Genomic DNA, 17,957 nt, shown 5'->3' on the forward strand with positions numbered 1-17,957 from the left:
ACAGTCACCACATCCTTTTTTTCTCATAGGCTATGGAGAAGACGCTAAAACGAGGTGGAAGGAAATGGCCCAGTTGTATGCAAAAAGTTGCCTTGATCAAAATCTACGATCACTAGAAGAATGGAAGCAGGATGCTTTTACGCTATTTGGAGAGATGGTAGGAGATGAGGCAGATACATTCCCTTGTGTACCAGGAAGACAGGGGTTTTTTCTCGATCATTTACGCTATGGGTTTGTGGGTGATCCGAGAAAAGAGGAAGCTGTTGAGGAATTAGCGCAGCTACTGAGAGAATATCAAAGCTGTGCGAAAGAAACGGGTCAATATGCTTCATTTATATGCTTTTTTGAAACACCGCAGGATTTAAAGGAAAGTTCGCTTGAAGAGCTTGAGCAGCAGTTTTGGTCATTGCTTCAACGACTGCACCAGAAAGATGAAGTGCCATGGCCTGAGGATATTCCGCTAGATGCTCATCATCATGAGTGGGAGTATTGCTTTCACGGGGAAGCGTATTTTATTTTATGCTCCACACCGGCTCATAAGCTCAGAAAAAGCCGCCACTTTCCTTATGTCTTAATGGCATTTCAGCCTAGATGGGTGTTTGAGAAATTGAATGGATCGACCAAGTTTGGTCAAAAAATGAGCCAGCTCGTTCGCAAGCGGCTCAAAGCGTATGATGAGGTCGGCGTTCATCCATCATTAAAATGGTACGGTGATCCGACCAATCATGAATGGAAGCAATACTTTCTCCCAGATGAAGAGGCGGAGAAACCAGCCTCCGCCAAATGTCCTTTTACTGCATTAAGAAACATGATGAAATTATGATGCGGTCTGATCCTGCTGCTTCCACTTTTTCCTCATAAATAGCACCATGATGGCAATCACTGCAATGATCCCAAGGCTGATAAAAAAGCCAGGTCGTCCGCTTGCCTCTGTTAAAGTGCCTGAAATGGCGGCTCCAATCAGGAGAAGTGCAAGAAACATTTCGCACGTTTGGCGAGTGGATGGCTTTGATAGCTTTTTACTTGAGAACAGAATGAAGACCCACGTGTACAGAAGGGTAAGACCGGCTGCTGTTGTGAGATGCTCGTAGATGTGTTTGGACAAAAAGAGTGCAAGCAAAATCGAGACAATTAATCCAGCAGCAGTTAAAATAATCGAAGGCCATCCGACATGAGATGGGTCTTTTTGTTTAAAACAAGCAGGTGCATCTTGATGCTCCGACATCGTGCCAAGCAGCGTCGTGACTGCATAGAGTGAGGCAACCAATGTCGAAAAGCCGGCAATAATGAAAATGCCATTAAAGATATGAAGAAAGATTGATAAATGAAATGGCTCTAATGATGTAATAAATGGACTGCTGTTCTCATTAAAGGCTGTCACTGGGACAAGCAAGAGAGCAAGTCCAATTGAGACGATATAGATGACCGCTAGAATCATCAGCATGACGCGTCCAGACTTTGCTGCATCCTTCGGGTCCTTTAAATGAACCGCCATCAGCCCCATGACTTCTATTCCCCCAAATGCATAAAACGCATAAATCAATCCATTCCAAAGACCAAGCGGACCGAGCGGCATCCATTCGTGATCTTTGTTTGGGAGATGCAGGGTCGGTTTATGATCTGTCAGAATGCCGAATAACACAAGCGCCGCCAGGATCATAAACAGAAAAATCGCAGCTGTCTTCAGTACCGCAAGGACATTTTCTGTCTTTTGAAAAGAAGAGAGCCCTATGATAATCACGAGCAGGGCAAGAGCGGAATAAATTGCAGAAAACACCCAGAGCGGCACAGATGGAAACCAGTGGCGGGTAAAAAGAGAAATCGCTGTTAACTGACTTCCTGTAATCAGCATTTCTGCGAACCAATACACCCAGCCATTGCTAAACCCTGCCCAGCGTCCATATGCTTTACGAGCATAGGAACAAAATGACCCTTTATCAGGATTATCGGCTGTCATCGCAGCCAAATGTTTAAAGACGAGATAGGTTCCAACCGCAGCAAGTAAAAAAGAAATGCAGACGGAAAAACCGGACTTTGTAATGGCAATGCTGGAACCAAGGAAGAAACCAGTGCCAATCGTACAGCCGACTCCGATGAGAGAAAGCTGCCACCAAGATAAAGTTTGTTCTTCTTTCAATGCATGCGCAACACCTTTCTGTTTCAATGACATTAGCTTGTGACCGCCTCTTTTTTTTTATACATGATCAAGAGGACGTTTTGGGCATACTGTCAAGGAAAGGAGTGTATGTGATGAACGGAGAATATGTCATTTTACCAAAGGGCAGACTGGGCTTTCGTTTAGGAAAAGGCCAATGTATGCGGGTGGTTGATGTTGAAGGCCAGCAAGTAGCAGATGTCATGGCCTATCACGAAAAGGATTTTTATGAAAAATTTGACCAAGGCGCGACAATGGACAGCCTATTTTCGTCAAAAGTGAAAAAAGACGATAAGCTCTATTCTAACTTATACAAACCGATGTTTACGGTCATTGAAGACACAGTCGAATGCCATGATTTATATATGCCCGCTTGCCGGCAAGAAATGTACCAGCTTTTATACGGACGGACGCATTTAGAGGTCATGCATACATGCTACGATAATTTAAGGACTGCCTTTGAACCATTTGGGATTCCGAAGGAGGATATGTACTATCCTTTTAATGCCTTTATGAATACAGTCATTGATGAAAAAGGAAAGCTGTCTGTGGAGCTGCCAAAATCTCTTCCCGGTGATTACATTCGTCTGCGAGCCGAAATGGACCTCATTGTGGCCGTATCCGCATGCCCTGCTGATATTGGGAAGTGTAATGGCGCAAGCTGTACATCTATACGGGTAGAAATTGATTGAAAAAAAGGGCCAGTCCGTATAGACATGGTCTTTTTCACTTGTGAATGTTTGATTATTGATGAAATAGGGGAACGTCATACAAAATGTTCTTCCTGAAAACATGGTATAATGAAGATTCAAAAAACGTTGTCAAATCAATGAATTCAGAGTAAAACCTGTTCTCTTCATGTAGAGGATGCTTAGGAGGAAAAGTGTATGAGTTTGCAGAAAAAAATCAGCCAAGAGTTGCATGTGCAGCCCTCAATTGACCCGAAGCAGGAGATTGAAAAACGGGTTGGATTTTTAAAGGACTACTTGAAAAAAACCGGCGCGAAAGGATTCGTTCTCGGCATTAGCGGCGGACAGGATTCAACGCTCGCTGGCCGTCTTGCACAGCTCGCTGCATCTGAACTGCGTCAAGAAGGAAAGGAAGAGGCAGTCTTTATTGCGGTGCGTCTCCCGCATGGTGTACAGCAGGATGAAGATGATGCACAGCTCGCTTTATCATTTATTCAGCCGGACAAGTCGTGGAAATATGATATTGCGCCTGCCGTGACGGCATTCAGTGAACAATATCAAAAAGACACAGGCGGACCGTTGTCTGACTTTAATAAAGGGAATGTCAAAGCACGTATGAGAATGATCGCGCAATATGCTGTCGGAGGAGAAGAAGGATTACTTGTCATTGGTACAGATCATGCAGCCGAAGCAGTCACTGGGTTCTTCACGAAGTATGGTGACGGCGGTGCAGACGTTCTCCCGCTCACAGGTCTCACGAAACGCCAAGGCCGGGCGCTGCTAGAAGCGCTGCAAGCACCAGAGCGCTTATATTTAAAGAAACCGACAGCTGATCTGCTTGATGACAAACCTCAGCAAACGGATGAAACAGAACTAGGCATTACGTACAATGAAATTGATGATTACTTAGAAGGTAAGCCCGTGTCAGAACAAGCAGCAGAAGCGATTGAAAAGCGCTATGTTCAATCAGAGCATAAACGCCAAGTACCCGCTTCCATGTTTGATGACTGGTGGAAATAAAAAAGCGACCTCTCCAGAAGATGGAGAGGTTTCAGCGTGTAGACAAACCCTCGCATTCGTTGTCAGGTCTGCGCTCCAGTGCTCGCCCTTCCTAGACTGCAAAGGTTTTCTATCACGCTGAAAAAAAGACAAAGGGCTAAAATAAACATCATTTTAGCCCTTTGTCAACAATCAGAGACCTCTCCAGAAGACGGAGAGGTTTTTTTATGTTGAATTTTTAAGTGGGTTTGACAAAATAACCAAAAATTCATTAAATTAGTAGAACGATCTACTTAAGTCCATTTAACTAAATAAAGATTTTTTTGATCAAAAAAAGCAAGCATAATTAGTTCGATTCACTTAATTTCACTACTATTTACAGTATTTTCAGAAAAAATGATTGACGAAGAAAAAGAATGCGCTTACAATGAAACCACATTCCGAAAAGTGAAATTAGATTCCACTGAATGGAATAAAAAGGAGTGGTTCACCTCCAAATAAGAAGCTAAAGGAATGATTGACACAATGAAAAATCGAAGTGCACTGGAAATTTACAAAGAGGGAGGCGCTTGGTGGGAAACTGAGATTAGTCATATTCAAAAAAATTCAATTGAACTTCGAGGTTATCCGATTGAAGAACTTATTGGCGAACTGTCGTATCCACAAATGCTTTATTTACTGCTTGTTGGTGAATTATTGGATGATTCAAAAGCAGCTCTTTTTGAAAGTGTTCTTGTCGCAGGTGCGGACCATGGACCAAGAGCGCCATCTATTGCAGCAGCCAGAATGGCGATGACTTGCGGTATTTCGTTTAATTCCTCTGTTGCAACAGGGGTGAATTTATTAGGTGATATTCATGGCGGAGCCGGAGAGAAGGCCATGCGTATGTTATACGAAGCCAAAGCGATCTACGATGATCAAAAGGATATACAGTCTGCGGCCAAGCAAGTATGTCACACATGGTTAACTCGCAAGGAAAAAATCCCGGGGATCGGCCATCAGCTTCATGATGATGATCCGAGGGTTAGACGTCTATATGAGCTGAGTCACACATATGTCCAGAAAGGCCTTATCAGTGGGATATATTTACGGTTAGCCGAAGCGATTAGACATGAGCTTGAACACCTGAAAGGGAAGAAAATCACGATGAATATAGACGGTGTATCTGCTGCAATCCAATGTGAATTAAACATTCCAGCAGAAGCAGCAAAAGGCATTTTTTCCTTATCCAGAGGAATGGGCATCGTGGCGCATGCATATGAGGAGCTGACAAAGGGAGCCCTCGTGAAGGGACCTTGTCCGAACGAAGAAAGATTGGTTCGTTATGCAGGACATGGAACGCGGCACCTAAAGGAGGGAGAGAAAATTTGAGTAGTTTGAAAGCGTTATCACATATAAACGGCGAGTGGATGGATACCGATCGTGTGAAAACAGATATCATCAATCCTTACTCAGGAGAAAGGATCGGTACATCATATCTCGCCTCATCAGAAGACATAGAACAGGCACTTTCTATTGCGCAGCATGCTAAAAAACAAATAGCGGGAATATCGGCAATCGAACGCTCAAAGATTCTAACAAAAGCAGCCACCTTGCTTGAAGAACAAAAAGACCATTTCGCAAAACTGATTTCGTTAGAATTAGGCAAACCGCTTAAAAATACAAGAGATGAAGTCTCACGATCAATCGAGACGCTGGCGCAGTCGGCGGAAGAAGCGAATCGATTAGTAGGTGAGACCATTCCAGGCAATGTATCATCGCGTGGGCAGGGAGCAATGGCCATGACATTTAAAGTACCAGTCGGAGTTGTGCTGGCGATTACCCCTTTTAATGCACCGCTCAACTTAATTTGTCACAAAGTTGGTCCAGCTTTTGCGGGAGGGAATGTCATTATTTTGAAGCCTGCACCGCAAACATCAGCTGTTGCCTCAGCGTTTGTCAAACTCCTTCTCGAAGCAGGGTTTCCTGAGGCAAGTTTGCAGCTTGTGATTGGCGGGGTCGACGCTGGGAAACAGTTAGTCACTGATGAAAGAACAAATCTCATCTCTTTTACCGGCGGGGCTGCCGGAGGAGAGCATATTACAACTTCTGCGGGATTAAAAAAAGTATTGCTCGAACTCGGAGGGAATGGCGCGACGATTGTTCATCACGATGCTGATATTGAACAAGCCGCATCCCTCTGTGCCAAGACAGGCTTTAGTAATTCTGGTCAAAGCTGTATTTCTGTCCAAAGAATTTATGTCCACCAGGAAATTATGCCGTCGTTTACTGAGGTATTAAAACAAAAAGTAGAGCAGCTTGTCGTTGGAGATCCGCTGTCCAGTGAGAGTGATATCGGCTGTATGGTCGATGTACAGGCCGCGCAGCGAGTTGAGACATGGATACAAGAGGCAGAGAGTATGGGGGCACAGCTTTTATGTGGGGGAAAAAGAAATGGAGCGAGCATCACACCGGCTATTTTGCTGAACCCTCCGAAACAGGCTAAGGTCGTCTGTGAGGAAGTGTTTGGCCCAGTTGTCAGCATTCTCCCTTATGCGGAGCTGGAGGAGGCAATTAAAGAAGCAAATGATAGTCGATATGGATTGCAGGCAGGGATCTTTACGAATCAGCTGGATGTTGCGTTACACGCAGCAAAAGAGCTTGAAACTGGCGGTGTTGTCATCAATGGGACATCAAATTTTAGACTGGATCATTGGCCTTATGGAGGAATTAAGCGAAGTGGTCTTGGAAGAGAAGGTCCGCGTTTCGCTATTGAGGAGATGACCGAAACCAAAATGATCGTGCTTCCAAATGGTCTGTGAAAGGGGCGTATGGATGTGAATGCATTTCAGAAAAAGGTAAAAAGTGTGCAGACAGGCGGTCAGCCAATGATTTGTACGCCGCTCATCGGGCAAACAAAGGAAGAATTGTTTCATGAGGTCGAGGTATTAACTGAGAAGAAGCCTGATGTGATAGAGTGGCGGGCGGATTTTTTTCATCACCTTCATGACAAGGAACAAGTCATAGAAACCCTTAAGGGAATGGTAGAAAAGGCAAAGGGCATACCATTTTTATTCACCATCCGCTCTGAAAAGGAGGGCGGCGAAAGTATATCACTCTCAGAAAATGAGAAGGTTTCTCTGCTTGTCGAGCTTTGTTCCACACAGCTTGTGGACGCCGTTGATTATGAATTGATGCATGATGTGACACATTTACAGCAAGTCAGTCAGGCGGCTAAAAGTAATGGGGTCACCTTGATTGTGTCGTATCACGATTTCCAGCGCACCCCTGAGTTGGATCGTCTCATGCAGCTATTCGTCAATGCAGAATCAGTCGGCGCCGACATCGCAAAGATTGCAGTGATGCCGCATTCCTATGAGGATGCATTAACACTGCTCTCGGCGACCAGCCATGCGAACAAGCAGCTGTCGATTCCCGTTATTTCGATGGCAATGGGGGAATATGGGGCTTTTACAAGAATGGTTGGTGGACTTTTTGGATCTGTCATGACCTTTGCTGTAGGGAAAGAAAGCTCAGCTCCCGGGCAAGTGGCGATACAGGATTTGAACAGCGTTCTATCTATTGTTTTTCAAAGAATAAGTGAGTAGCAGATTCATAGCTGCACCGTGAGAGGAGAGAAACATGAAGAAGAATATTTCTACACAGGTTATTCAGTATTTAGAGAATCGGGGAGTCGAGCATATTTTTGGTCTCTGCGGTCATACGAATATTGCTTTTTTATCAGCGCTTGAAAAAAGCTCGATTCAATTTGTAAATGTCAGACATGAACAGATAGCGGCACATGCAGCAGATGGTTATGCGCGAGCAAAGAAACAGACAGCTGTTGTTCTCAGTCATCTAGGTCCTGGACTCACCAATGCGGCAACAGGGGTAGCGAATGCAGCACTTGATTCCATTCCAATGGTTGTCATTGCAGGAGATGTCCCGAGTCATTACTACGGAAAGCACCCACATCAAGAGATCAATCTTCATTCCGATGCCTCTCAATACGAAATTTACCGGCCGTTTGTGAAGAGAGCATGGCGAGTCGATATTCCAGAATTATTTCCAGAGATTTTATCAAAAGCATTTCAGTTAGCTGAAAGCGGCCGTCCTGGCCCAGTGCTGATATCTGTTCCAATGGATGTGTTCTCAAAAGACCTAGATGTGTCCTTGTTTGAACAAATCAACCATCATACACAGACCATTGAAAAACCTTCAATTGATGATCAAACGGCCAATCGGATATTAGATCGATTGCTGCAGGCAGAAAGGCCGCTTTTATATGTAGGGGGAGGCATTTTACTAGCTGATGCAGCTGAAGAATTAAAGGCATTCTCTGATCATCTAAGTATCCCTGTCGCCCATTCTTTGATGGGGAAAGGAGCCATGCCAGATGATCACCCAATGACCCTTGGAATGACAGGATTTTGGGGGACAAAATTTATCAATGATCAGTGCAAAGCGGCGGACTATATATTGGCTTTAGGCACCCGTTTTGCTGAAGCTGATGCGAGTTCGTGGGAATCAGAATTTACGTTCCGTTTCCCGTCAACCAAGCTCATTCATATTGACATTGATCCGAATGAAATTGGACGTAACTATCCTGTTGACATAGGAGCAGTAGCCGATCTTAAGCAGGCCTTGAGTGTGCTCAATCGAGTGGCGAGAGAAAGATTGCCAGAAGGGCTGAATCGACCTGAATTGAAAAAGGAAATTGCGGCATATCGTAAGGATTTTCAGGCGAGCAATCTGACGAACATTCAAGATGAATCCTTCCCAATGAAGCCGCAGCGTATTTTGCAGGAAGTGCGGGAAATATTACCGCCAGATGCCTTTATTACAACTGATGTTGGCTGGAATAAAAATGGGGTCGGACAGCAATTTCCTGTGCTCACGCCAGGGACCATTCTAACACCAGGCGGCTTTGCAACGATGGGATTTGGAGCCCCTGCCGCACTTGGGGCAAAGATTGCCCAGCCTGAACGTGTCGTTGTGTCACTCGTTGGGGACGGCGGATTCGGTCAAAATCCATCCGTTCTCGCAACAGCCGTTGAAGAGAACATTCCTGTTGTGTGGATTGTGATGAATAACAGTGCATTTGGAACAATAGCTGGCTTGCAAATGGCGCACTATGAAACGACGTACGGTACTGTTTTCAGAAAAGGTGGAGAAAGCTATTCTCCGGATTTTGCTGCCATTGCAAGAGGTTATGGGATGAAGGGGATTAAAATCACCTCTGCTTCTGAATTCAAAGAAGCTTTAGCTGAAGCCATTAAATCTCAAGAGCCTTGCGTCATCGATGTAGCAATGAAAAATGATCCTGTCCCTACGGATGGACATTGGAATATTAATGATATTTATTCACCAAATTCAAAACGCTCACATGTCAGCGTGAATTAAACATAACGAGGAGGAATGAACAATGAAAATTAAAGTATTGAATCCGTTTCAAGATGGGAACCCATTATGGTTAGGTTTAGATCATCCAGAGGAGCAAATGATTCGAAAGGTATTTCAAACTATTACACCAGATACTGTTGGGTCAGAGCATATGATGGCGGGTCTCACCATTTTTGAACCTGGGGAAGCAAGTTCAGTGCACAATCACCCGGGTTCAGAGGAATTTGATTATGTGATTAAAGGATCTGGCGAAGTCATTTGTGATGGAGAAAGGCAGTCCTTTAAACAAAATGATTTCATGTTCATTCCAGACGGTGTCTCGCACCAGCATGTAAATACAGGAGATGAACCTTTATGGCTCATTTGGCTTTACACACCGCAAGGGCAGCTTCCGAAGGATTAACAAACTGCTCCGGTAAGCCCTCCTTTTGAATCATCAGGGTCTTCCGAGTCAATCTGAAAGATGAAAAGGGCTAAAATAGAAAGTTATTTAGCCCTTCATCACTTGAATGAAAGGGAGTCAGGCAATGAATATGAATACACCGCTCGAAGGAATGAAAATATTAGACGTCTCTACAATGATCGCTGCACCCTATGGCGCGGTGCTTCTAGGGGATTTTGGTGCAGAGGTCATCAAAGTCGAGATTCCTGGTAAAGGCGATACGCTGCGGCATGTTGGCCCTTTTGCAGAAGGTGAACCACTTAGATGGTCAGGTCTCTCACGGAATAAGAAATCTCTAACACTGGATCTGCACAAAGACGAAGCAAAAGACATTTTTAAAAAGCTTGCAGGTCAGGTCGATGTGTTGATTGAAAATTTCCGCCCTGGAACACTCGAAAAATGGGGCGTAGGGTACGACGTATTAAAAGAAATTAACCCTCAATTAATTATGATTCGTGTATCGGGTTATGGACAAACGGGTCCGTTTAAGGACAAGGCCGGATTTGGAACACCTGCGACAGCGTTTAGCGGCTTTACATATATTCAAGGGTTTCCAGACCGGCATCCAGTCAGTCCTTCCTTTTCTTTAACTGATTATATTGCAGGCATATATGTGGCGTTTGCTACTGTGACAGCGATGTATTACAGAGATACACATCCAGAAGGAACTGGGCAAATGGTGGATTTGGGCCTCTATGAATCTGTCTTTCGTATGTTAGAATTTTTGGTTGCTGAATATGACAAGCTTGGGAAGGTGCGTGAGCGTTCACCGGGGTTAAGCGGTCATTCAAGCCCTGCCGGCACCTATGAGACAAAGGATGGGCATTATTTGGTTCTTGTGACGAGTACGGATTCGACCTTCAATCGATTGGCAGAGGCGATGAATCGCTTAGATTTATTAGAGAATGAAAAATTCGCGGTCAATGCATCTAGGCTGAAGCATAACAAAGAGATGGATGCGATCGTCTCTCAATGGATCGCGTCGAAAACAAGGGATGACGTATTAGAAATTCTAGATACTCATGGCGTTCCTGTGAGCCCAATTTTAAGTATTCAGGATATTTTTGAGCATCCGCAATTTAAAGCACGAGAGAATATCGTCGAGGTGCATCACCCCCGTCTTGGAAAAGTAAAGGTGCCCGGGATCATTCCGAAATTTGAAAAAACACCCGGAAATATCCGTCACATTGCACCTGATTTAGGCGAACATAATTATGAGATTTTAACAAATATGCTTGGCTTAACAGAAGAAGAGTGTAAACGATTGGAAGAAAAAGGGGTTATTTAAGACACTCAACCGAATCGCACGCTGCGGAAACAAAGGAGGATGGTTATGAAAGTGCATTCAGAACTGAAGGGGAATGAATTGCGGCCCGCTTATATAAAGCCAACGAAAGCCCGTTTTGGCATATTGATTCTGTTGTTTTTTATTACCGCCATTAATTATATTGATCGAGCCAGTGTATCCATTGTTGCACCTGCTATTCAATCTTCATTGCAATTAAATCCTGCCTTATTAGGTCTCATTTTTTCAGCATTTAGCTGGACATATACAGCGATGCAAATACCAGGCGGTTTTATTCTCGATAAATTTGGCTCAAAGGTAACGTATGGGATATCACTCATTACTTGGTCTATTTTCACAGGCATGCAGGCGTTTGCGAACAGCTTTGCCTTTTTATTCGGCTGTCGTTTGTTTATTGGGATTACAGAATCTCCCGCATTTCCTGCGAATAACCGAATTGTCACCACATGGTTTCCAAGGCGGGAACGGGCTTTTGCAACAGGTGTTTATACTGCTGGAGAGTATGTGGGTCTTGCATTTGCGACACCTCTTCTTTTTTGGATCATGGCGACATTCGATTGGAGAACCGTCTTTATTACGGCAGGTGCGCTCGGTATCATATTTGCTTTCTTTTGGTACAAGTATTATCACGAACCGAAAGAGCATCCGAAGATGAATGAAGAGGAGTTAGAATTAATCCGGCAAGGTGAAGGGCTGACAGTCGCATCACAGGAGAAGCTGAAATGGGCAGATTTTGCAGCCCTTCTAAAATATCGTAAATTGATCGGGCTCTATATTGGCCAATTCTCTGTTGCGTCTACACTTTTTTTCTTTTTAACATGGTTTCCGACCTATTTGGCAGAGGCGAAAAATATGGCGTTTCTTAAGGTAGGTTTTGCGGCTTCTCTTCCTTATATTGCTGCATTCTTTGGGGTATTGTTTGGAGGTTATGTGTCTGATTGGCTGCTTAAAAAGGGCGTATCCGTTAATGTAGCGAGGAAGCTGCCGGTAGTGGTTGGCTTGCTTCTGACGAGTACCATTGTTTTAGCGAACTTTACAACGAATATTCCGCTTGTGCTGACCATTTTATCCATCGCTTCATTTGCACAAGGACTGTCTAATATCTCTTGGACGATGCTGTCTGAAGTGGCACCAAGGGAAATGGTTGGGCTGGCTGGCGGTGTATTTAACTTTTTTGCTAATTTAGCTGGGATCATCACTCCGCTTATTATCGGATTCATCGTGTCGGCGACAGGCTCTTACAACGGGGGGATTTTGTTCGTCAGTTTAGTCGCATTAGGCGGGGCATTGTCGTACATTTTTATCGTAGGGAAAATTGAACGTATTCAATTAAAACCAGAGTGAGAAAGCGAAGCAAAAGAGAACTCAAACCAAGATGAGTTCTCTTTTTTATGAATAAAAGATAACGGTGATGATCGTTGCACATGCGATACCCATGCCGATATAAAAGCCAGCAAACCATATATTCCAGCGAGTGATACGGTAAGGGTTGACCTTCATCAAATCAGCTAACAGGGAGACAGAAACATTAAAAGGACTAAACATGACAGTTGATGTTCCAGCAACGATAAGCATGATGGCAATGGGAAGAGCAGGAAGTTCTTGGATGACAGGTGCCATCAGGCTAACTAACAAAGCAAGCGAGACGAGCGGGTGAAAACCGCAAAGAGCGGTGATCAGAAAATATAACCCAATGACACAATAAACCAAAATGGCATGTTCTGATATACTGACAATAAATGCTTGAATCGGCTGCATACTGTTTGTGGCAAGCAGCATATCGACAAAGAAGCCAGCACTTAAAAATAGACACATATAGTTGGAGAGCTGACGGGTTCTTTCTTTCCAATGAGGGACAGAGACGGCTATATATTGTTTTCTTTTTTTGATGACAGAAGAGAATAATAGAGCAAATGGAATAATTGTCAGCACAACAGCGAATAAATAGCCTTTCCCAATCCATGCATCGACAAGTGAGACGGCTGTCATAAAACTCAGCAGCATGAAAGCAAGCTGAAGGGTTTTTCGCTTAATTCGACGAGGATTGGAGTTTGTTTCTGCGGACTGAATGATGTTTGGGTGTCGTTTGCTTTGACGAGAAAAGAGCATCCAATCTGTCGCCAGCACGATGACCATTAAACCAAAAGTAACGGGTGCGATGTGATAATATTTGAGTTTGGTTGCATCAATGGTGACGCTTACGAGCACTTCAACAGGGCTCCAGCTTAAACATAATGCATATGACCTTAAAAGGTTGCGTGTATAAAGATGTTGTCTCACTTGTTCTTTTAGGGAATCCAGCGACGGTTTGATCGATGTATATAGTAAGGGGATCGTCGCGATATTTAAAAACATGCCAAGAATATGAGTGACAAATGAACTCTTGCGATAAAGCTGGTTTGTGCTCGTTGTATGCAGTGTGAGCAGTTTATTTAATTGTGTATCGAAATGTCCAACATGTATGAGAGAATGAATAAAAGGCAGCATGAAAAATAGAGAAAGCAAGCCTAGCATGGAATGAAAGTGAAGAAAAAACGTGTGCAATGGCTCGTCGGATAAGAAGAATAAGATCAAGCCAATCATGAGAAACATACCACCTGTTTTCAAATAAAGGCCACTTGCTTTCTTAAAAGAAATGATGAGCGATGCAGCGGCCAGCAGACCAACAAAATAGGAGAGTATGGGAGCGGGAAATAGTTGATGAACAATATATAGGCTAATAAGAAGTGTAAAAACGAGCAGGTACATTCAAATATCTCCTCCATCAAACCTCTCCAATCGTTTTTATTCCGACTGGTGGAATTTGTTTTCTTTTAGTGGAACGTTTAAAATGGATTATAGCAAAATCGATCGTTTATGTCGATAAGAAATCAAAGGGGAAAAGGAGAAACTGAACATGGCTGATAAGAAGTCAAAAGAAGAATCAGGACTGCGCACAGTTCAGCGCGCTTTGGATATTCTTTATTGTTTTAGTGAAGAACGTCAAGAGCTGACGCTAACGGATATTTCAAAAGAGATGAATTTAGCAATGTCTACTACAACGAGACTGCTCAAGGCACTTGAAATGAATCATTTTGTGGAAAAGAATCCAGACACAATGAAATACCGATTGGGTCAAAGACTTTATCTCCTTGGATACATTGCAGGGAAGTCCATTCAATTGAGAGAACTGGCTAAACCACTCATGTACGCACTTCGTGATGAAACAAAAGAAACCGTCAACCTGTATGTACTGGATGCAACAAGCAGGGTCTGTATTGAACAAGCGGAAGGGCTGCAATCGATTCGACATCTTGTCAAGGTTGGTGAGAAGCTGCCGTTATACGCAGGTGCAGGCGGAAAGGTATTATTGGCATTTCAAAGTGAAGAATTTCAACAAAAAGTATTAGCGTCTGAGGCTGATCATGTGATGAGAGATGACTGGCAAAAGGAATGTAAACATATTCTTGACACGTATACTTCTTGCAGCATCGATGAACGAGAGGTAGGATCTGCGGCAGTAGCGGCACCAGTCTTTAACATTCATGGGGAAGTGAAGGCTTGTTTATCCATATCTGGTCCAACCCACCGGTTTACTGAAGAAGTCATTCCCCAGCTGCAGCAAAAAGTGAAAGAACAGGCACAGAGGCTTTCTGAACAGCTCGGCTACGTCGTCAAACACAATTTTTAAGATTGCCTATCTTTTCGCGCTCCATTTATCATATAATAGAAACATTATGTAGCATTCCTTGTCGTAAGGAGGACGTGTCACGATCATGAAAATCAATAGAGAAATCCCTGTAAGACAGCGGAATATTGTTCTCATTGGCTTTATGGGTGTTGGGAAAACAACCATTGGGCAGCTGGTTGCCAAAAAGCTATATCGAGATTTTATTGATGTCGATCAGGAGATTGAGAAAAAATACAACATGACGATTCCAGAGATGTTTCAGCATAAAGGAGAAGCATTCTTCAGGCAGGCTGAAAAGGATTATATCGTCGATTTATGTGAACATACACAGCTCAAGATCGTCTCACTTGGAGGCGGTGCTTTCAAACAGGAAGAAATCAAACGTGCCTGCTTGAAGCATTGTACGGTTCTTTTCCTTGACCTATCTTGGGAGAATTGGAAGCAGCGACTTGATATTTTAATTGAAAACCGTCCTGTTCTTCACAACCGGTCGCTTGATGAAATGAAAGAGCTGTTTGAAGAACGCCGGGAGATTTATTCTCTTCATAACTCCAGAGTGGAAACAGATCATTTAGAGGCTGAGGAAGTCGCCAATTATATTGTGGACACACTCAAGCTTGGCTGGGATTTATATTCGAAATAAAAAAAGTCTACCGTTTAGGGTAGACTCAGCGTGTAGACAAACCCTCGCATTCGCCCGCAGGTCTGCGCGTTGGTGCTCACGAATGTTCAATTCGCTCCGCAAAAGTAGCTGCCCTTCCTAGACTTCAAAGGTTTTCTATCACGCTGAAAAGAAGACAAAGTGCTAAAATAAACATCATTTTAGCACTTTGTCAACAATCTAAGTCTACCGTTTAGGGTAGACTTTTTTTTATTGATGCCTTTTCCTTCGTAGATATGATGATGTTTTGACAATAAAAATTTATTTATCCTTTTTTTGGTATGTTGCCGTTTGGAAAAAGAGGTATCATACTTCAACCAGTTCACGAAGATGAGGTTTTTTGGTTGATGTGGTACACAAAATATATCCCTCATTTTCTTTTTTGGAAAAATAAAATAGTATCTAAAATTCAACAAGAGTTTTTTGAATTATTGTAATTATTAAAAAATAATGTTGACATCATTCACAATATCATTCTATGATTGTTTACGTAAACGCTTACCGTAAACGTTTACTATAACCGAATGGGGAGGAATTTGTTTATGAAAAATAAAGAAAAATGGAGCGGTGTATTCCCGGCTGTCTTAATTCCTTTTAAAGATGACTATTCAATTGATGAACCTGCTTTTCGTAAGCTTGTCCGATGGGTGGCGGATCACAAAGGGATTAACGGGATCGTTGTCAATGGACATACTGGCGAGATTATGACCTTACTGCCACATGAACGAGCTGAGGCTGTGCGCATTGCAACCGACGAATTAAAAGGGGAAGTACCTGTCATTTCTGGTGTTTCTGCTGAAGGGACAATTGAAGCGATCCAGCATGCAAAAGCCGCTGAAGAAGCTGGTGGTGAAGGTATACTTCTCATGCCGCCACATTCATGGCTAAGATTCGGTATGCAGCCTGAGTCACCTGTCCAATTCTTCAAAGATGTTGCAGAAGCGATTGATATTTCAATCATCGTTCATCAATATCCAACATGGACAAAAACCTCATATACAACCAGTCAATTACTAGAAATGTCGGAAATTGAGAATGTTGTTTCGTTTAAAATTGGTCAAAGAGACATGGCACAATACGAGGTCGATGTGCGGGCATTGAAAAAACATGCACCAGATGTATCGTTACTCACATGTCACGATGAATATTTATTGCCAACATTGGTTCAAGGGATTGATGGAGCACTTGTAGGTTTCGGCTGTTTCGTGCCTGATTTGATCGCTGAACTTGTGAAATGTGTGGAAGAAAAAGACCTTATAGCGGCTAATAAAGTTTACGATAGAATATTCGAATTAAAGCATGCTGTGTATAAAATGGATGAACCTTCATCTACTTCTCATCTGCGCATGAAGGAAGCGATGTATCAGCGAGGTTTGATCAGTAGTTCGCTTGCTAGGAAGCCGGTACTACCTTTAACTGATGAGGAAAAAGAAGAAATTCGTCAGGGACTTCAAAGTGTTGGTTTGCTTAAGGAAAACGTCGGTAGATAACAGACCATTGATTTCATGATGAAGGTGAGTCAGGTTATAATAGTGTATAAAACAACAGACTCCCGGAGGTATGAAATGTGTCAGTAAGTATTAAAGATGTCGCATTGAAAGCTGGAGTGTCTATCGCCTCTGTTTCCCGAGTATTAAGTGGTAAACCAGGAGTAGGTGCTCAAACGGCTGAAAGAATCAAACAAGTGATTGATGAGTTAGGGTATCGTCCTAATTTAGGAGCTAGAGGGCTCGTTAAAAGAAAGACTGGGAATATAGCTGTCGTGGTTCCGCGTGGTTCATATATTTTGAATAATCCATTTTTTTCGACGATTTTAGATGGTATAGCGAAGGAATTAGATGAGACTGAATTCAATATGTTGATGTCATTTACATCTATACAGCAGCAGCGATTACTTGAAACGCAAGCTGTAGATGGTGCCATTTTATTTTCTCCAAGAAATGAAGAATTGAGTATGGATTGGTTAAAAAGTTTAGCTATACCCATTATTGTTGTTGGAAGTTACTTAGAGGATTCTCCTTTCCCATGTGTCAGGCCAGATGATGAAGAAGGTGTGTGTCAATCCGTAACGGCCTTATTTGAGAAAGGTCATCGAACCATTGGGCTGGTCAATGGTCCAATGAGTTCGATGCATAGTGTGAGGTATTACAAGGGATATGAGCGCACACTTAAAAATTTAGGGTTAACAATGAACAAAGAACTTGTGTTTGAGTTAGATGAATTTGATGGGGGAAAAGTAGTAGAAGTGGTTTCTCAATTTCTCCAAGGAAACCAGCACATGACTGGAGTTGTTTGCTCTTCAGATTTTTTGGCGATGGGGGTCATGAAAGCTGCAGATCACGCAAATGTGTCCATTCCTCATGACTTGTCAGTCGTTGGTGCCGATGATGTGCCCATTGCAAGTTTTCTAACCCCTTCTTTATCTTCAGTTCATGTAGATTTAGTTGGAATGGGGAGAAAAGCTGTTTCTTTATTAACACAGGTATTAGAAGGAGAACAGTTAGAGGCGATGGAACATATCTTCCCTATGTACTACATAGATCGGGGCACCACGGGAACGCCAAAAAAGAAATGATAGATGCTGAAAACTCGTATGAACGCTTTAGAATGTCTCTTGATTTGAAATGTAAGCGATTTCTTTAGCGCTCTTCGG

At 43.0% G+C, this 17,957-nt stretch carries 16 protein-coding genes; 14 read left to right on the forward strand and 2 right to left on the reverse strand.

From position 1 onward, the window contains the following. Positions 1-64: 64 nt before the first annotated feature. Positions 65-823 carry a YqcI/YcgG family protein gene (locus tag MKY83_RS01735; RefSeq protein ID WP_003216950.1) on the forward strand — a complete coding sequence of 253 codons (759 nt, stop codon included), beginning with the start codon at positions 65-67 and terminating at the stop codon, positions 821-823. Here the strand turns inward: MKY83_RS01735 and MKY83_RS01740 are convergent. Continuing rightward, positions 818-2,170, reverse strand: coding sequence for an amino acid permease (locus MKY83_RS01740; RefSeq protein ID WP_113768666.1), 1,353 nt, complete (start codon positions 2,168-2,170; stop codon positions 818-820). The two genes, MKY83_RS01735 and MKY83_RS01740, sit on opposite strands and share 6 nt — an antisense overlap. An 80-nt stretch (positions 2,171-2,250) precedes the next feature. On the opposite strand from MKY83_RS01740, the gene MKY83_RS01745 reads away from it, so the two are divergent. The 9 genes from MKY83_RS01745 to MKY83_RS01785 all read left to right on the forward strand — a co-directional run bounded on the left by MKY83_RS01745 (position 2,251) and on the right by MKY83_RS01785 (position 12,317). Then, positions 2,251-2,847 (forward strand): urea carboxylase-associated family protein, encoded by a 597-nt coding sequence (locus MKY83_RS01745; protein WP_113768667.1) that lies wholly within the window; start codon positions 2,251-2,253, stop codon positions 2,845-2,847. Positions 2,848-3,042: 195 nt separating this feature from the next. Further along, positions 3,043-3,864 (forward strand): ammonia-dependent NAD(+) synthetase, encoded by an 822-nt coding sequence (nadE, locus tag MKY83_RS01750; RefSeq protein WP_065098754.1) that lies wholly within the window; start codon positions 3,043-3,045, stop codon positions 3,862-3,864. A 492-nt stretch (positions 3,865-4,356) separates the two neighbouring features. After that, positions 4,357-5,214 (forward strand): citryl-CoA lyase, encoded by an 858-nt coding sequence (locus MKY83_RS01755; RefSeq protein WP_265208792.1) that lies wholly within the window; start codon positions 4,357-4,359, stop codon positions 5,212-5,214. Continuing rightward, positions 5,211-6,644: an aldehyde dehydrogenase family protein gene (locus MKY83_RS01760; protein ID WP_265208791.1), complete on the forward strand. Its 1,434-nt coding sequence runs from the start codon at positions 5,211-5,213 to the stop codon at positions 6,642-6,644. The genes MKY83_RS01755 and MKY83_RS01760 overlap by 4 nt, the downstream gene beginning before the upstream one ends. A gap of 9 nt (positions 6,645-6,653) precedes the next feature. After that, a complete protein-coding gene (aroD, locus tag MKY83_RS01765; RefSeq protein WP_265208790.1) occupies positions 6,654-7,430 on the forward strand; it encodes a type I 3-dehydroquinate dehydratase in 777 nt (258 codons plus the stop codon). Positions 7,431-7,464: 34 nt separating this feature from the next. Beyond that, on the forward strand, positions 7,465-9,225 hold the full coding sequence (locus tag MKY83_RS01770) for a thiamine pyrophosphate-binding protein (RefSeq protein WP_113768511.1): 1,761 nt from the start codon (positions 7,465-7,467) through the stop codon (positions 9,223-9,225). A gap of 22 nt (positions 9,226-9,247) precedes the next feature. Then, a complete protein-coding gene (locus tag MKY83_RS01775; protein ID WP_003216877.1) occupies positions 9,248-9,628 on the forward strand; it encodes a cupin domain-containing protein in 381 nt (126 codons plus the stop codon). A 124-nt stretch (positions 9,629-9,752) separates the two neighbouring features. Then, on the forward strand, positions 9,753-10,955 hold the full coding sequence (locus MKY83_RS01780) for a CoA transferase (protein ID WP_268454231.1): 1,203 nt from the start codon (positions 9,753-9,755) through the stop codon (positions 10,953-10,955). 45 nt (positions 10,956-11,000) lie between these two features. Then, positions 11,001-12,317 carry an MFS transporter gene (locus tag MKY83_RS01785; protein ID WP_268454233.1) on the forward strand — a complete coding sequence of 439 codons (1,317 nt, stop codon included), beginning with the start codon at positions 11,001-11,003 and terminating at the stop codon, positions 12,315-12,317. 45 nt (positions 12,318-12,362) lie between these two features. Here MKY83_RS01785 and MKY83_RS01790 read toward each other — a convergent pair whose 3' ends face one another. Beyond that, a complete protein-coding gene (locus MKY83_RS01790; RefSeq protein ID WP_340908748.1) occupies positions 12,363-13,721 on the reverse strand; it encodes a hypothetical protein in 1,359 nt (452 codons plus the stop codon). 148 nt (positions 13,722-13,869) lie between these two features. Between MKY83_RS01790 and MKY83_RS01795 the strand changes: the two genes are divergently transcribed. The 4 genes from MKY83_RS01795 to MKY83_RS01810 all read left to right on the forward strand — a co-directional run bounded on the left by MKY83_RS01795 (position 13,870) and on the right by MKY83_RS01810 (position 17,879). Then, positions 13,870-14,643 carry an IclR family transcriptional regulator gene (locus MKY83_RS01795; protein ID WP_065098761.1) on the forward strand — a complete coding sequence of 258 codons (774 nt, stop codon included), beginning with the start codon at positions 13,870-13,872 and terminating at the stop codon, positions 14,641-14,643. Positions 14,644-14,728: 85 nt separating this feature from the next. Continuing rightward, entirely contained in the window at positions 14,729-15,286 is a 558-nt protein-coding gene (locus MKY83_RS01800) for a shikimate kinase (RefSeq protein ID WP_044139273.1), read from the forward strand. A 560-nt stretch (positions 15,287-15,846) separates the two neighbouring features. Continuing rightward, positions 15,847-16,794, forward strand: a complete 948-nt coding sequence (locus MKY83_RS01805; protein WP_342488005.1) for a dihydrodipicolinate synthase family protein — start codon at positions 15,847-15,849, stop codon at positions 16,792-16,794. A gap of 77 nt (positions 16,795-16,871) precedes the next feature. Then, entirely contained in the window at positions 16,872-17,879 is a 1,008-nt protein-coding gene (locus MKY83_RS01810; RefSeq protein ID WP_003213988.1) for a LacI family DNA-binding transcriptional regulator, read from the forward strand. The last annotated feature ends 78 nt before the right edge of the window (positions 17,880-17,957 follow it).

Source organism: Bacillus sp. FSL M8-0266, assembly GCF_038613425.1.
Taxonomy (GTDB): domain Bacteria; phylum Bacillota; class Bacilli; order Bacillales; family Bacillaceae; genus Bacillus; species Bacillus pumilus.

Excerpts from the sequence above, each read along its gene's own strand:
- MKY83_RS01735 (WP_003216950.1), top strand. The coding sequence starts at position 65 with ATGGCCCAGTTGTATGCAAAAAGTTGCCTTGATCAAAATCTACGATCA.
- MKY83_RS01740 (WP_113768666.1), bottom strand. The coding sequence starts at position 2,170 with ATGTCATTGAAACAGAAAGGTGTTGCGCATGCATTGAAAGAAGAACAA.
- MKY83_RS01745 (WP_113768667.1), top strand. The coding sequence starts at position 2,251 with ATGAACGGAGAATATGTCATTTTACCAAAGGGCAGACTGGGCTTTCGT.
- nadE (WP_065098754.1), top strand. The coding sequence starts at position 3,043 with ATGAGTTTGCAGAAAAAAATCAGCCAAGAGTTGCATGTGCAGCCCTCA.
- MKY83_RS01755 (WP_265208792.1), top strand. The coding sequence starts at position 4,357 with ATGATTGACACAATGAAAAATCGAAGTGCACTGGAAATTTACAAAGAG.
- aroD (WP_265208790.1), top strand. The coding sequence starts at position 6,654 with ATGGATGTGAATGCATTTCAGAAAAAGGTAAAAAGTGTGCAGACAGGC.
- MKY83_RS01770 (WP_113768511.1), top strand. The coding sequence starts at position 7,465 with ATGAAGAAGAATATTTCTACACAGGTTATTCAGTATTTAGAGAATCGG.
- MKY83_RS01775 (WP_003216877.1), top strand. The coding sequence starts at position 9,248 with ATGAAAATTAAAGTATTGAATCCGTTTCAAGATGGGAACCCATTATGG.
- MKY83_RS01780 (WP_268454231.1), top strand. The coding sequence starts at position 9,753 with ATGAATATGAATACACCGCTCGAAGGAATGAAAATATTAGACGTCTCT.
- MKY83_RS01785 (WP_268454233.1), top strand. The coding sequence starts at position 11,001 with ATGAAAGTGCATTCAGAACTGAAGGGGAATGAATTGCGGCCCGCTTAT.
- MKY83_RS01790 (WP_340908748.1), bottom strand. The coding sequence starts at position 13,721 with ATGTACCTGCTCGTTTTTACACTTCTTATTAGCCTATATATTGTTCAT.
- MKY83_RS01795 (WP_065098761.1), top strand. The coding sequence starts at position 13,870 with ATGGCTGATAAGAAGTCAAAAGAAGAATCAGGACTGCGCACAGTTCAG.
- MKY83_RS01800 (WP_044139273.1), top strand. The coding sequence starts at position 14,729 with ATGAAAATCAATAGAGAAATCCCTGTAAGACAGCGGAATATTGTTCTC.
- MKY83_RS01805 (WP_342488005.1), top strand. The coding sequence starts at position 15,847 with ATGAAAAATAAAGAAAAATGGAGCGGTGTATTCCCGGCTGTCTTAATT.